This window comes from Phytobacter palmae (genome assembly GCF_039409775.1).
Classification (GTDB): Bacteria; Pseudomonadota; Gammaproteobacteria; order Enterobacterales; family Enterobacteriaceae; genus Phytobacter; species Phytobacter palmae.
The window spans coordinates 49015-64116 of record NZ_JBCIVJ010000011.1 but is presented as its reverse complement, the minus strand read 5'-3'; the positions used below and the strand labels follow the sequence as shown (position 1 = coordinate 64116).

The window sequence follows — 15102 nt, the reverse complement described above, 5'->3', positions numbered from 1 at the left end:
CAACCCTCTCATTCAGCCAGCACCAGCACGCGAGAGACCAGTTTTTCGATCCCTGTAGCCGCCTGCGCAATATTCTGCGCAAGCATGTACGCCGGTGTAGTCACCACCTTGTTATCCTCATCGACCACAATATCGTCGACGGGACAAGGCACATGTTCAGCCCCCATATCTTCAAGGACTTCCGCCGTATCGATATCCGTTCCAATCGTCAGACGCAGCGGGAAATCAAAGATTTTTGGCAGCATCGCAGGCGCAATACACATAAAGCCGAGCGGTTTCCCCGCCTGATGCATCTCCAGGACCAGTCGTTTCAGATCCGGGTCGACCAGACATTCACTACCGAGACTTGCAAAGCTGCTCAAATTTTTCGCTGCGCCAAATCCGCCAGGCACAATCAGCGCATCCAGATCGTTTATTGATGCCTGCGCGATCGGAAGGATCGCGCCGCGTGCAATGCGGGCCGCTTCGATCAGCACGTTTCTACTTTCACTCATCGGCTCACCCGTGAGATGATTAATGACATCGGTCTGGCGCTTATCCGGCGCAAAGCATACTGCCTCAGCGCCTTCGCGGGCGATCGCCAGCAGGGTAATCACCGCTTCGTGGATTTCCGATCCGTCATAAACGCCTGATCCGCTGAGAACAACACCGATTTTTTTCATTTTGCTCATCCTTTATGCAACGTACTCGGGATAATTAAATATTTTGATAAGGGCGTTATGCTTCACACATTTCACTGATTGATGTAACAAATACTTTAAGATTTGCTATCTTATGTGCGTGCAGTTCAAATTTTCCCGACTGCGCCCTTGATAAAAATATAATTTTACGGCGCAGCCACGATTTCCCTGGTGTTGGCGCAGTATTCGCGCACCCCGGTTAATCCGGGGTCATTTTTTTCCAGCGGTTGCCACCCACGCTTTTAATACATCGACATCGTGCTGCCACTCTTGCTTCATCTCTTCAACCCATTCGCCGACGTTATCCCACCAGGCAGGCAGATCGGGTGACTGAATTTGTTGACCAAGCTGTTGCAGATGACGAAGGCCGACCGATCCCGCAGCGCCCTTGATCTTATGCCCCTCTTCGACGATCCCTTTTTGATCCCGTGCGGTAAGGTTAGACTCCAGAACGCTCAGATAGCCCGGCATCATTTTCTCAAACACCGCCAGCCCATCGGTAATAAGCTTCGGCCCGACCAGATCGATATACTGCTCAAGCATCGGGATATCCAGCAGGTTCTGTGATTTTTGACCATTGGTATGAGACATTGCATCTTGCTCCTCTTCTTCGCCCGCATCCCAAAATTTCTTAATCATGGCAGTCAATGCCGGGACCGCCAGCGGCTTGCTTAAGACATCGTCCATCCCTGCATCCAGATACTCTTGTTTATCTTTGAGCACGTTGGCAGTAAGCGCCACCAGCGGCGGTAAATCATCGCGGGCAAACTGGCTGGTGAGAATGCGCGAGATGTCCAGCCCGGTCATATCCGGCAACTGAATATCAAGCAGTACCAGATCGTATTCGCCGGGTTTAAACATCTCCAGCGCGGCTTTGCCGGTCATCGCAACATCCACGCTACTGCCCAGTTTTTCCAGTACGGAACGGGCAACAATCACGTTAAGCTCTATGTCTTCCACCAAAAGCACATGCAGCGCTGGCAGCGGCATATCATCGTCTTCAAACGCATCTTCCACTTCCTCCGCTACCGCAGGCGCGTGTACGGTCAGGGTGAAGAGCGAACCTTTGCCAGGCTGGCTGGTAACGACAATGTCACCGCCCATGTTTTTCGCCAGACGACGTGATACGGCGAGACCAATCCCCGTACCGGTAGCAGGCTTGCCGCCATGGCTGTCTTTCACCTGGTAATACATGGCGAAAATTTTATCCAGCTCTTCGCGAGGAATGCCAATTCCGGAATCTTCGACCTCAAAGTGCAGCATATCGCCTTCGTCATAGCGCACACGGACGGTGACTTGTCCCTCACGGGTAAATTTGACGGCGTTGCTGATAAGGTTCCAGAGAATCTGCCGCAACCGTGTGCCGTCAGTGACCACCTTATGCGGTAACGGCAACGTAGGTTCCATGACGAAACGCAAACCTTTCTGGTGCGCCTGCAGGCCGGAAAGGTTTTCAAGGTCAGCAAGGAAGCTGGTGAAATCCACCGGCTGATTGTCGAGCTGGACTTTACGACGTTCCATTTTATCCATGTCGATAATATCGTTGAAGATATTACCCAGAGTGACAGCAGAGACATGGATGGTTTTCAGGTATTTTTCCTGCTCGGCCGTTAAGTCGGTGTCCAGCAGAATACGGCTCAGCCCGACGATGCCATTAAGCGGGGTACGCAGTTCGTGGCTGATAGTTGAGATAAAGGTGGTTTTATCGCGGCTGGCACGCTCCAGAGCATCCTGATAGCGCTTACGCTCGGTAATATCACGCCCGAACCCCATCAAGCCGTGGCGCTTTCCTACACGGTCATAGTAGGGCACCTTACGGATTTCAAAACAGGCTTTGCGTCCATCCGGATAATCCAGCCACTGCTCATAGGTCAGCGAAACATTGTGACGAAAAACTTTCTCATCGGTCTCGATGACCTTCTCCGCCGCTTCCGGCGCGTAGACATCCTGTGGTTTGAGGTTAATCAACTGCTTCTCGCTTTTGCCCGTCAGCAGTTCCATCGCCCGGTTACAGCCGGAAAATTCTTTATCTTCATTGCGATAGAAAACGAGGTCCGGCGAGGCATCGAGGAAAGAGCGTAAAAATGTGGATTGCTGTTCCAGCTGAATCTGCGTCTGCTCGCGCTCCTGCATCTCCACTTTAAGCTGCTCAAACGTCGCCTGACGTTCAGCTTCAGCTTTCTCGCGATCCGCCATCTCCTGGTTAAGCCGGGTGATATTGTCTTTAAGCTGAATATTAAGTTTGAGGTCGCGCTCACGCATCTCTTCCAGCTTGTCCACCAGCCGCGAAAGCCGCTGACGTGACTCTTCAAGCTGCTCGACGACCACCGATAAGAAATAGACCGCCCAGGGGGTAATCAACAAGCCAAAAAAGATAGAGCGAATGACGTCGATGCTCGCCACCTGCCCCTGCAATACCATTGTTACCGCCATTTGCACGACGATAGCCAGCACCACCAGAGCCAGGGCAAGTAACAGGGAGAAACGAACCAGCCCGAGCTTCATCATCAGGTCGACGTAATACTGCGCCAGTAAACGGATTTGCTTCATAGCGATTTCCTTAAACAATTCCGCTCAATAATACCCAATTCTGAGCAACACGTTGAAGGTTGTGCGAAAAATGCGGTCCAGGCAACCGTTACGGCTGGCTCCACGGGCGAGCCAGTGCGGAACCTTGCACACCATGAGCAGTAAGATAGCGATCCAGTTCAACCATTCCCGTCCAGCGATTTTCGCACCACAACGGCGCCAGAAGCGTCGGGCGGCGAGCGCTGGCAGAAATGCGATGGTAAATCACCTCCGGTGGTGTCGCGCGAATCATCTCCCCGGCGGTGACAGTATAGTCTTCCAGTTCAATTCCTTGCAGACGCCCCGCCTGCCAGGCTTTTGCCATAATGCTGCCCTTCACAATATGCAGAGGATGCAGCTTGATACCGTCTACGCCTGTCTCTACCACGCGATGGAGCGTTTGCAGACATTCTGACTGCCCTTCCCCCGGCAGGCCAACGATAAGGTGACTACATACTTTCAACCCGCGTTCGCGGGCCTGGCGGGTGGTTTGCTGATAACAGGCGAAATCGTGCCCACGGTTAATACGGCGCAGTGTTTTATCGTGTGCGGTTTGCAATCCCAGTTCGAGCCAGACTTCATAGCCTTGATATTTATACTCGCTCAGTAAATCCAGCACCGCCTCGGGTACGCAATCCGGGCGTGTGCCGACGCACAGGCCAACAATACTGGCCTGGCTTATTGCCTGTTGATACATGGAACGCAGCACCTGTACTTCAGCCCAGGTGCTGGTATAAGCCTGAAAATAGGCGAGATAACGTTTCGCACGATTCACCAGATTAGCCTGATGCGCCAGCTGTTCGGCAATCGAGTGGTGCTGCTGCGCCTCATCGGCGAAGGAAGCAACATTACAGAATGTGCAGCCGCCCCGGCCAATAGTTCCATCGCGGTTCGGGCAGCTAAAACCGCCGTGGAGCGTTAATTTATGAACCTTTTGTCCATAACGACGGGCAAGATCCCCACCAAACATATTGACTAATTTTTGTAACTGCATAATCTGACAGGCCGTGCCTTTGAAAAGGGCCAAGCCTGCCATTTTTAGCTTTCGACGGCGATGATGTGGATCAATCGCCCGGCAAGGCTTTTATTCATTGCATAAACAGTCAAGATTACCGCCGTTTCATTCACTTCTCCGGCAATTACTTTTCCTTATGTTCAGGCGATATTTTGCAGAAATACTGTCATAAATGAAAAACAGTGTGTTCCTGCGCCTGTAGGTACATTACTAGAATAATATTCTGAAATTCATATTTCCTTTAGTAGGGTAGCGCATTAACAACGCTTCCCTATAGTGAGTCAGATCACATTACTCTGCCGCTCAGCGCTGGGCTTATTGATTGTAAATAAGGTTAAATTCATTTAATTATCAATATATTAAATAAGCTTTAGCACATTATTAGATAAATAAGCCTGGCATTTGACCTGTGTACGGATTCCCGATAAGTTGGGAATCCGCTGGAAGCTTTCTGGATGAGTGGTCTGCTCATCATATTTATGCAGTTATTGAGATTCCCTCTTAAGCAAGTCCTCAACACTTGTGTACCGATGCGAAAAGGAAATTAAAGAGGGCGACATGCGAGGCTTTATTAGCCCCGTCGCCATGCTCTTGCTGTGCCCGCGCGCAATCGGTATCGGATGGGAATCCCGCAGAGCCTGGGGAGGTTCACTGATATGTTGTACGATAAATCCCTTGAGAGGGATAACTGTGGTTTCGGCCTGATCGCCCACATAGAAGGCGAACCTAGCCACAAGGTAGTGCGTACCGCTATTCACGCACTGGCCCGTATGCAGCACCGTGGCGCAATCCTCGCTGATGGTAAAACCGGCGACGGCTGCGGCTTACTGCTGCAAAAACCCGATCGTTTCTTCCGTATCGTTGCGGAAGAGCGCGGCTGGCGTTTAGCCAAAAACTATGCCGTTGGTATGCTGTTCCTGAATAAGGATCCTGAAAAAGCCAGCGCATCGCGCCGTATTGTAGAAGAAGAACTTCAACGTGAAACCCTGTCTATTGTCGGCTGGCGCGATGTGCCAACCAACGAAGGGGTGCTCGGTGAAATCGCCCTCTCCTCGCTGCCACGTATTGAGCAAATTTTTGTTAACGCCCCGGCTGGCTGGCGCCCGCGTGATATGGAGCGCCGTCTGTTTATTGCCCGCCGTCGCATTGAAAAGCGTCTGCAGGAAGATAAAGAGTTCTACGTTTGTAGCCTCTCTAACCTGGTGAACATCTATAAAGGTCTGTGTATGCCGGCTGACCTGCCGCGCTTCTACCTGGACCTGGCGGACCTGCGTCTGGAATCGGCCATTTGCCTTTTCCACCAGCGCTTCTCCACCAATACCGTACCGCGCTGGCCACTGGCACAGCCGTTCCGCTATCTGGCGCATAACGGTGAAATCAACACCATCACCGGTAACCGTCAGTGGGCGCGTGCGCGTACCTATAAATTCCAGACCCCTCTAATCCCGGATCTGCATGATGCCGCGCCGTTCGTCAACGAAACCGGTTCTGACTCCAGCTCCATGGATAACATGCTCGAACTGCTGCTGGCAGGCGGGATGGATATCGTGCGCGCCATGCGCCTGCTGGTACCGCCAGCCTGGCAGAACAACCCGGATATGGACCCGGACCTGCGCGCATTCTTCGACTTTAACTCCATGCATATGGAACCATGGGATGGCCCGGCGGGTATCGTAATGTCCGATGGTCGTTTTGCGGCCTGTAACCTCGACCGTAACGGCCTGCGTCCGGCACGCTATGTCATTACCAAAGACAAGCTGATCACCTGTGCCTCAGAAGTCGGTATCTGGGATTATCAGCCTGACGAAGTGGTCGAAAAAGGCCGCGTCGGTCCAGGTGAACTGATGGTTATCGATACCCGTGGCGGTCGCATTTTGCACTCTGCTGAGACCGATGACGATCTGAAAAGCCGCCACCCCTATAAAGAGTGGATGGAGAAAAACGTCCGCCGTCTGGTGCCCTTTGAAGATCTGTCAGATGATCAGGTTGGTACCCGTGAAATGGACGACGACCTGCTGGCAAGCTATCAGAAGCAGTTTAACTACAGCTTCGAAGAGCTGGACACGGTTATCCGTGTACTCGGTGAAAACGGCCAGGAAGCGGTCGGCTCTATGGGTGATGATACCCCGTTTGCCGTGCTCTCCAGCCAGCCGCGTATCATTTACGATTACTTCCGCCAGCAGTTCGCGCAGGTGACGAACCCGCCAATCGATCCGTTGCGTGAAGCACATGTGATGTCGCTGGCCACCAGTATCGGTCGTGAGATGAATGTCTTCTGTGAAGCGGAAGGCCAGGCGCACCGCCTGAGTTTCAAATCACCGATTCTGCTGTACTCCGATTTCACTCAGCTCACCACCATGAAAGAGGAGCACTATCGCGCGGATGTGCTGGATATCACCTTCGATGTGACCGAAACCTCACTGGAAGAGACGGTGCGAGCGCTGTGCGACAAAGCAGAGCAGATGGTGCGTAACGGCACCGTGTTGCTGGTGCTGTCTGACCGTAACATCGCCAAAAACCGCCTGCCGGTTCCGGCACCGATGGCAGTCGGGGCTGTCCAGACCCGTCTGGTTGAGAAAAGCCTGCGCTGCGATGCCAACATCATCGTAGAAACCGCCAGCGCCCGCGACCCGCACCACTTCGCAGTGCTGCTGGGCTTCGGCGCCACCGCCATTTATCCGTACCTGGCCTACGAAACGCTGGCGAAACTGGTCGACACCAAAGCCATTGAGAAGAATTACCGCACAGTGATGCTGAACTACCGCAACGGCATCAACAAAGGGCTGTACAAGATTATGTCCAAAATGGGCATTTCGACGATTGCCTCTTACCGTTGCTCAAAACTGTTCGAAGCTGTCGGTCTGCATGAAGAGGTCTCCGAACTCTGCTTCCAGGGCGTAGTCAGCCGTATCAGCGGCGCAGGTTTTGCTGACTTCCAGCAGGATCTGCTGAACCTCTCCAAACGTGCCTGGCTGGCGCGTAAACCGCTTGAGGCGGGTGGTCTGCTGAAATACGTGCATGGCGGTGAATATCACGCCTATAACCCGGACGTGGTGCGTACATTGCAACAAGCCGTTCAGAGCGGGGAATATAAAGACTACCAGGAGTACGCGAAGCTGGTAAATGAGCGCCCGGCGGCCACCCTGCGTGACCTGCTGGCCATCACGCCGAACGGCGAAACAGTCAGCATCAACGACGTCGAACCCGCAAGCGAACTGTTTAAGCGCTTTGATACTGCGGCAATGTCCATCGGTGCGCTGAGTCCGGAAGCACATGAAGCGCTGGCAGAAGCCATGAACAGCCTCGGTGGCTTCTCCAACTCCGGTGAAGGCGGCGAAGACCCGGCACGCTACGGCACCAACAAAGTGTCGCGCATCAAACAGGTCGCTTCCGGTCGCTTCGGCGTCACCCCGGCGTATCTGGTCAATGCTGATGTGATTCAGATTAAAGTCGCTCAGGGTGCGAAACCAGGTGAAGGCGGTCAGTTACCGGGAGATAAAGTCACCCCGTACATCGCTAAACTGCGCTATTCCGTACCAGGCGTGACGCTGATTTCCCCGCCGCCGCACCACGATATCTACTCTATCGAGGATCTGGCGCAACTGATTTTCGACCTGAAACAGGTCAACCCAAAAGCGATGATCTCCGTGAAGCTGGTTTCCGAACCGGGCGTCGGCACCATCGCGACCGGTGTGGCAAAAGCCTATGCGGATCTCATCACCATCGCCGGTTACGATGGCGGTACCGGTGCGAGCCCGCTGTCATCGGTAAAATATGCAGGCTGCCCGTGGGAGCTGGGCCTGGTGGAAACCCAACAGGCGCTGGTGGCCAACGGTCTGCGCCACAAAATTCGTTTACAAACGGATGGCGGTCTGAAAACCGGACAGGACATCATCAAAGCGGCAATCCTCGGCGCCGAGAGCTTCGGCTTTGGTACCGGCCCGATGGTGGCGCTGGGCTGTAAATACCTGCGTATTTGCCACCTGAACAACTGCGCAACCGGCGTAGCAACTCAGGATGAAAAACTGCGTAAAAACCACTACCACGGTCTGCCGTTCAAAGTGACCAATTACTTTGAATTTATCGCCCGCGAAACCCGCGAGCTGATGGCGCAACTGGGCGTTAAACGCCTGGTGGACTTGATTGGCCGTACCGACTTGCTCAAAGAGCTGGACGGATTTACCGCCAAACAACAGAAGCTGGATCTGTCGAAACTGCTGGAAACCGCCGAGCCGCATCCAGGCAAAGCGCTGTACTGCACGGAAAACAATCCGCCATTCGACAACGGCGTACTGAATGCGCAGTTGTTGCAACAGGCAAAACCGTTTGTTGACGAACGCCAGAGCAAAACTTTCTGGTTTGATATTCGCAACACGGACCGTTCTGTCGGTGCATCTCTGTCTGGCTACATTGCGCAGACGCATGGCGATCAGGGTCTGGCGGCAGACCCGATTACAGTCCATTTTAGCGGCACAGCAGGCCAGAGTTTTGGCGTCTGGAACGCTGGTGGCGTTGAGCTGTACCTGACTGGCGATGCCAACGACTATGTAGGCAAGGGTATGGCAGGCGGCTTAGTCGCGGTACGTCCGCCGGTAGGCTCTGCCTATCGTAGCCACGAAGCCAGCATTATCGGTAACACCTGCCTGTATGGCGCAACCGGTGGTCGTCTGTATGCCGCAGGCCGTGCGGGTGAACGTTTCGGCGTGCGTAACTCCGGCGCGATTACTGTCGTGGAAGGCATCGGTGATAACGGTTGTGAATACATGACCGGTGGTATCGTCTGTATCCTCGGTAAAACAGGCGTAAACTTTGGCGCCGGGATGACAGGCGGTTTTGCCTATGTCCTGGATGAAGACGGTGAGTTCCGCAAACGTGTGAACCCGGAACTGGTGGAAGTGTTGAGCGTCGATGACCTCGCCATCCACGAAGAGCATCTGCGCGGTCTGATTACCGAGCATGTGCATCATACCGGTTCTTCTCGCGGTGAAGAGATTCTGGCTAACTGGCCGGCCTTCTCAGCGAAATTCGCGCTGGTTAAACCGAAGTCCAGTGATGTGAAAGCACTGTTAGGTCATCGTAGTCGTAGCGCAGCAGAGCTGCGTGTGCAGGCGCAGTAAGGGGCAGCAATGAGTCAGAACGTATACCAGTTTATCGACTTACAGCGCGTGGATCCGCCAAAGAAACCGCTGAAGATCCGTAAGATTGAATTTATTGAAATCTACGAGCCATTTTCGGAAGGCCAGGCCAAGGCGCAGGCAGATCGCTGTCTCTCCTGTGGCAACCCGTACTGCGAATGGAAATGTCCGGTCCATAACTACATCCCGAACTGGCTGAAACTGGCCAACGAAGGGCGTATTTTTGAGGCCGCTGAGCTGTCTCACCAGACCAACACCTTGCCGGAAGTCTGCGGGCGCGTTTGCCCGCAGGACCGCCTGTGTGAAGGTTCCTGTACACTGAATGATGAGTTCGGCGCGGTCACCATCGGTAACATCGAGCGCTACATCAACGATAAAGCGTTCGAGATGGGCTGGCGTCCGGATATGACTGGCGTGAAGCAGACAGACAAACGTGTGGCAATTATCGGTGCAGGTCCGGCAGGCCTGGCATGTGCCGACGTGCTGACCCGCAATGGCGTCAAAGCCGTGGTGTTTGACCGTCATCCGGAAATCGGCGGTCTGCTGACCTTCGGCATCCCGGCCTTTAAGCTGGAAAAAGAGGTGATGACTCGCCGTCGCGAAATTTTCACCGGCATGGGCATTGAGTTCAGGTTGAATACCGAAGTCGGTCGGGACGTACAACTTGATGACCTGCTCCAGGATTATGATGCGGTGTTCCTTGGCGTGGGGACTTATCAATCCATGCGTGGCGGTCTGGAAAACGAAGATGCTAATGGCGTGTTCGATGCCCTGCCGTTCCTTATCGCGAATACCAAACAACTGATGGGCTTTGGTGAATCGGCTGATGAACCTTTCATCAGTATGGAAGGCAAACGCGTTGTTGTGCTGGGCGGTGGCGATACCGCGATGGACTGCGTACGCACATCTGTACGTCAGGGCGCCACCAGCGTGATTTGTGCTTACCGCCGTGATGAAGAAAACATGCCGGGTTCAAAACGCGAAGTGAAAAACGCGCGCGAAGAGGGTGTGGAATTCCAGTTCAACGTGCAACCATTGGGTGTCGAAGTGAACGCCAACGGTAAAGTCTGCGGCGTGAAGATGGCGCGTACCGAAATGGGTGCGCCAGATGCCAAAGGTCGTCGTCGTGCGGAAATCGTTGCGGGCTCCGAACATGTGGTGCCAGCCGATGCCGTCGTGATGGCGTTTGGTTTCCGTCCGCACAGTATGGAATGGCTGGCTAAACACAGCGTCGAGCTGGATTCGCAGGGACGCATCATCGCGCCGGAAGGTAGCGAGAACGCGTTCCAGACCAGCAACCCGAAAATCTTTGCCGGTGGCGATATTGTTCGCGGTTCCGACCTGGTAGTCACAGCCATCGCCGAAGGCCGTAAAGCAGCAGACGGCATCCTTAACTGGCTTGAAGTATAAGGAATTTCCCGGGTAGCGTTTCGCTTGCCCGGGCTCCCGTAATAATATTGCCCGGATCAGGCGTGACGCCGCATCCGGGCAACGTTTTTACAGACAAATACTAACGTCGGTAGATCCCATCCGTCAGATAATCCGGCCAGTTCTTTTCAAAGAAGAGAGTCGAGAGATCATCAAGCGTGCGTAATGGCCGCTGTTCGACAACAAACCCGCCGTTGCGCCATGTCACCTGGATTTGTTCCTGCCGGTGCTCCGCCTTTTCAGAGATGAAACGATACTCAGACAATACGCCTTCGCGCGTTTGCGGAGCGACGTCTCCCTGCGCCGAGCACAACATCCGTGCACCTCGACTTCCGCCGCCGCGGGCAATATAACTTTCCAGCGCCACCAGTAACGCCTCTGATGCCAGAGCCATCTGGCGCCACTGGAGGCTAAACGCAGTCTGGTTAGGATGAGTTATTGCCACCCCATTTTGCGCAATACGTTGATTGAGTCGCCGGGCCGCCTGAACGGCGGCAGGTACCTGCGCGGCATCGCAAATAAATCCGGCGCGCTCACTCATGCGCTGCTGGATTTCGTCGCGAATATCGTCAATCCGCAACGCCTGAGGATGGCTGCTATCACGCTGGATCTGCTGCAGGAGTTCAGCCGTTTCGCTGGCAAAAAGAGAGTGCGGGGCGGCACGCGGCGTCGCCGCGATATGCTTCGCGCAGCGCAGCCCAAAAACCTGACCGGCATTGAGCGCAGCACCACCGGGGCGCGTCACCCCGTGGGTGCCCGCCGCTTCGCCAATCGCATAGCAGCCACTTAACGACGAATGGCCCCATATATCCACCGCAATCCCGCCATTCATATGCTGATGGTTAACATTAAACGGCAGCGGCTGTGTTGTCAGGTCATGACCATGATGCTTATAAAGCTCAATGGCCAGTGGATTCATCCGCTGCAGACGCGCAACAGGCAGCTCCAGACAGGCATCGTTATTGTGCAGATAGCGGTAAACATCCTCATCCAGATTGCCAGTGGCGAATGGTTCATCGCCCGGCACCGGCAATGGATTGCGATTAAAATCCATGTAGATTGTGCGTCCGGCCTGCGACTCACGGTAGATCGCCAAATCCACCAGGCTGGAGCCAAAATCCAGCATCCGCGTGGCGTGAATCGGCCATTGGTAGCCTTTACGGAAGATATTTGAGGCCAGTTCTCGCGTGGTGCGATAGTAACGGGCAAGGAAGTTATGCTCCTGGCCTTGCTCATCCACCGAATAGATATAGGGCATGCTTTGCACATAGGTGCCAGAAAGATTCCAGGGGAACTCATCGCGCCGCGTACCGATACCAAACTGATGCTCCGTCAGGTTTACCGTCGCGATCCCCGCTTCCAGCGCCAGCCCCAGCGAGCCAAAGCACCGTTTCGGATAGACGCTGTCGCGGAACAGTTCACCTGGCCCTCCGGCCGCCAGAACCACCGTCGAGCTACGCATCAGGCATAGCCCCCACGGATTATCCTCCTGCCGAGCGCCTTTCACGATAGCCAATACGCCAGCGACACGGCGCGTCTCTCCTTCACCTTCGGTAAGCAGGCGCACTGTCGTCGCATGATCGACAAACGGTACTCCCAGCAGCACCGCCTCTTCCGCCAGCACTTTGACCATCAGGCGGGAGGTACGTGGTCCACAGCTGGTGGCGCGGCCCACTTCATCGTGATCGGTCTGATAGCGCAATACAGCGCCATAACGGTCCTCCGGCAAGGGAAGCCCCATACTTTTCAGGCCGATAAAGGCTTCCACCGAACCGACCGCTTCTACATACGCAGTGTCAGCATCCATCGCGCCACCCGCGCCGATAGCACTGGCGAGGGAGATAAAATTATCGCCCCGGAAACTGGTCGAAGCGGTATGCAGGGTCTGTTTATCAGAGCCAGAACAGGCCGATGTTCCCCAAAACAGGGTTTGTGTCGCCACCAGAACATCCACTTTGCGCCGACGCAACTCCACCGCAGCCCGCAGTCCGGCTGCGCCACTACCAATCACTAACGCCTCGCTGTGGTAGACCGGTATACGATACCCCTCCACCTCCAGCGTCTGTTGCGGTTGCGCCATCCTGACGTGACGCGGCATGGACACATTCGTAAGCGCTTCCAGGATCGATTGCGGGATCGCTGTGGTCATGTTTTACCTCGTTAAACGCGTGATGAAAGCCCGGACATTTCTATCTCTTTCACTGCCCTGGGCGCTTTACGCACTCCCAACAGCAGTACCGAACTGACGACCATCACGCAGGCTGCGACGAACCAGACGGCAGACATGGAATATTTATCCGCGAAATAGCCCGCCAGGACGGGTGAGATCCCACCGGCCGTCATGCCAATATTCATCACAAAGCCAATGGCGGAGCCGCGAAGCTGCGGCGGCACCAGTTCGGCGGTAAATGAGAGGACCAGCGGAGTGATCGGATAACCCAGCAGCCCCAGGAACAGCACCAGGATCACCACGGCGAAGACCGGCAGTTGCAGCACCATCGCCGCCATCAACAGGCTGCTGGCCAGAGTAATACCAATCAACACAGCACGTTTACGCGAGAAGTCGCCCCGGTCACACAGGCGCCCAAGCAGGAAGCCGCCCAGCGCGCCGGTCAGCCCCAGCAGGCTGGCAATCGTCCCTGCGGTACTGATTGGCAACTGTTTCACGTTCATCAGGAAGGTCGGCGCCCACAGCAGCACAATCCACCAGCCGCTCAACAGCAGGAAATAATAGAATGCCATCAGCATTACGGACTGGTTGCGGAACAGCTGTTTTAACGGCACTTTTTCTTTTGTTGTGGCAACAACAACTTTTTTCGGCTCGTTTTTCACCATGACGGCGTAAGCCAGCGCAACCAGCAGGCCAAGCGCCCCGGCCACATAGAACACGACGCGCCAACCATATACCGGGCCGAGCATCGCACCGAGCCAGGTACCGAAGAAGCCGCCAATCGGATATCCCATCCAGTAAAGTGACATCACCGTCGTGCGCTGTTTTTCGGTGGTAACGTTGGCCACTTCCAGCGATGCGGCGGGCCAGAAAACCCCCTCGCCGATACCGGTCATTACGCGGTAAAAGATCAGTGACGTCAGACTACCCGCCACCCCCGTCAGGATCGTGGCGAGGGAGAACATCACTAAGCCAAGAATGAGTACCGGTTTGCCGCTGAGTTTGTCGGCAATGATCCCGGAAATAAACAAGAAGCCAATGAAACCATAAAAGAAAGAACTCATCAGGATCCCGGACTGGGCTCTACCGAGCCCAAAATCCGTCGCGATAAGTCCAATGGCGGAGGAGACGGTCATCCGGTCGACGGAGTACATCATGTAGCCCAGGCCACACAGCACCGACACCAGTATCATCTTTTTTGTATCTGTATTCATAATTTCCTCGACTAACCTGGTAAGACTGACGAGACATCAGATACAGCCAAAATCTGATTAACAATGCGTCAAATGACGCGCTTTGCAGGTAGCGAGCACCGTATCCGGGTCACGTTGCCACCAGTTGTGTTCAGAGAAAATCTCCACTTCATGCGCCCCCTGGTACCCCAGAGCCTCCACCGCCTGACGAGCTGCGCGAATGTCGATCACGCCATCTCCCATCATGCCGCGATCCAGCAGCAGATGCTGTGTCGGCACCAGCCAGTCGCAGATATGGAAACCCAGGATACGTTTCCGTCCGGCACGTTCGATCTGCTGAAAGAACTTCGGATCCCACCAGGTGTGATAGAGATCGACGGCCATCCCTAATCCGTCATCGCCCAGCTCATCACACAGGTCATTGGCCTGTTCCAGCGTATTGACGCAGGCACGGTCCGCTGCATACATCGGGTGCAGCGGCTCAATCGCCAGTGGCATGCCTGCCTTACGCGAATACTCAAGCAGGCGTCCCAGACCATCCCGCACCTGACTGCGAGCGCCGGCGATATTTTTCGAATCACCCGGCAAGCCACCTACCACCAGCACCAGACAGGCGGCATTCACAGCCAGTGCTTCATCCACCGCCCGGCGGTTATCGTCATCCGCCGCACGGCGTGCCGCCTCATCAATACCGGGGAACATCCCGCCCCGGCAATAGCCGCTGACGGTCAGTTCATTACTGCGAATCAACTGCGCGGTGCGTTCCAGGCCCAGCGCCTGAACCTGATCGCGCCATGGCGAGATACCGCGAATTTCATGGCGGGCGCAGCCATCAATGATCTTATCCAGCGTCCACTGCTTACGGACGGTGGCGGTATTCAGCGATAAACGCCGTGGATCGGGCTGTTGCATA

Annotated in this window: 8 protein-coding genes; 2 read left to right on the top strand and 6 right to left on the bottom strand. The window is 54.8% G+C overall.

Translation table 11 applies throughout. The features are described from left to right. Nucleotides 1–8 precede the first annotated feature (8 nt). The 3 genes from elbB to mnmL all read right to left on the bottom strand — a co-directional run bounded on the left by elbB (nucleotide 9) and on the right by mnmL (nucleotide 4242). On the bottom strand, nucleotides 9–662 hold the full coding sequence (gene elbB / locus AAIG39_RS14520) for an isoprenoid biosynthesis glyoxalase ElbB (protein WP_343194161.1): 654 nt from the start codon (nucleotides 660–662) through the stop codon (nucleotides 9–11). 228 nt (nucleotides 663–890) lie between these two features. Then, nucleotides 891–3230: an aerobic respiration two-component sensor histidine kinase ArcB gene (gene arcB, locus AAIG39_RS14515; RefSeq protein ID WP_343194160.1), complete on the bottom strand. Its 2340-nt coding sequence runs from the start codon at nucleotides 3228–3230 to the stop codon at nucleotides 891–893. A gap of 88 nt (nucleotides 3231–3318) precedes the next feature. Further along, nucleotides 3319–4242, bottom strand: coding sequence for a tRNA modification radical SAM protein MnmL/YtqA (mnmL, locus tag AAIG39_RS14510; protein ID WP_343194159.1), 924 nt, complete (start codon nucleotides 4240–4242; stop codon nucleotides 3319–3321). Between the two features lie 677 nt (nucleotides 4243–4919). On the opposite strand from mnmL, the gene gltB reads away from it, so the two are divergent. Both gltB and gltD read left to right on the top strand, forming a co-directional pair. Further along, nucleotides 4920–9380, top strand: a complete 4461-nt coding sequence (gltB, locus tag AAIG39_RS14505) for a glutamate synthase large subunit (RefSeq protein WP_139223027.1) — start codon at nucleotides 4920–4922, stop codon at nucleotides 9378–9380. A 9-nt stretch (nucleotides 9381–9389) separates the two neighbouring features. After that, on the top strand, nucleotides 9390–10808 hold the full coding sequence (gene gltD / locus AAIG39_RS14500) for a glutamate synthase subunit GltD (protein ID WP_090083045.1): 1419 nt from the start codon (nucleotides 9390–9392) through the stop codon (nucleotides 10806–10808). Nucleotides 10809–10908: 100 nt separating this feature from the next. Here the strand turns inward: gltD and AAIG39_RS14495 are convergent, their stop codons facing one another. From AAIG39_RS14495 to AAIG39_RS14485, 3 genes are read right to left on the bottom strand one after another with little or no spacing between them, the layout of a single operon-like run. Continuing rightward, nucleotides 10909–12975, bottom strand: a complete 2067-nt coding sequence (locus tag AAIG39_RS14495) for an FAD-binding protein (protein WP_343194158.1) — start codon at nucleotides 12973–12975, stop codon at nucleotides 10909–10911. Between the two features lie 11 nt (nucleotides 12976–12986). After that, on the bottom strand, nucleotides 12987–14210 hold the full coding sequence (locus AAIG39_RS14490; RefSeq protein WP_090083042.1) for an MFS transporter: 1224 nt from the start codon (nucleotides 14208–14210) through the stop codon (nucleotides 12987–12989). A 57-nt stretch (nucleotides 14211–14267) separates the two neighbouring features. Next, nucleotides 14268–15101: a sugar phosphate isomerase/epimerase family protein gene (locus AAIG39_RS14485; RefSeq protein WP_343194157.1), complete on the bottom strand. Its 834-nt coding sequence runs from the start codon at nucleotides 15099–15101 to the stop codon at nucleotides 14268–14270. Nucleotide 15102: the final 1 nt, after the last annotated feature.

Excerpts from the sequence above, each read along its gene's own strand:
- elbB (WP_343194161.1), bottom strand. The coding sequence starts at position 662 with ATGAAAAAAATCGGTGTTGTTCTCAGCGGATCAGGCGTTTATGACGGA.
- mnmL (WP_343194159.1), bottom strand. The coding sequence starts at position 4,242 with ATGCAGTTACAAAAATTAGTCAATATGTTTGGTGGGGATCTTGCCCGT.
- AAIG39_RS14495 (WP_343194158.1), bottom strand. The coding sequence starts at position 12,975 with ATGACCACAGCGATCCCGCAATCGATCCTGGAAGCGCTTACGAATGTG.
- gltB (WP_139223027.1), top strand. The coding sequence starts at position 4,920 with ATGTTGTACGATAAATCCCTTGAGAGGGATAACTGTGGTTTCGGCCTG.
- arcB (WP_343194160.1), bottom strand. The coding sequence starts at position 3,230 with ATGAAGCAAATCCGTTTACTGGCGCAGTATTACGTCGACCTGATGATG.
- gltD (WP_090083045.1), top strand. The coding sequence starts at position 9,390 with ATGAGTCAGAACGTATACCAGTTTATCGACTTACAGCGCGTGGATCCG.
- AAIG39_RS14485 (WP_343194157.1), bottom strand. The coding sequence starts at position 15,101 with ATGCAACAGCCCGATCCACGGCGTTTATCGCTGAATACCGCCACCGTC.
- AAIG39_RS14490 (WP_090083042.1), bottom strand. The coding sequence starts at position 14,210 with ATGAATACAGATACAAAAAAGATGATACTGGTGTCGGTGCTGTGTGGC.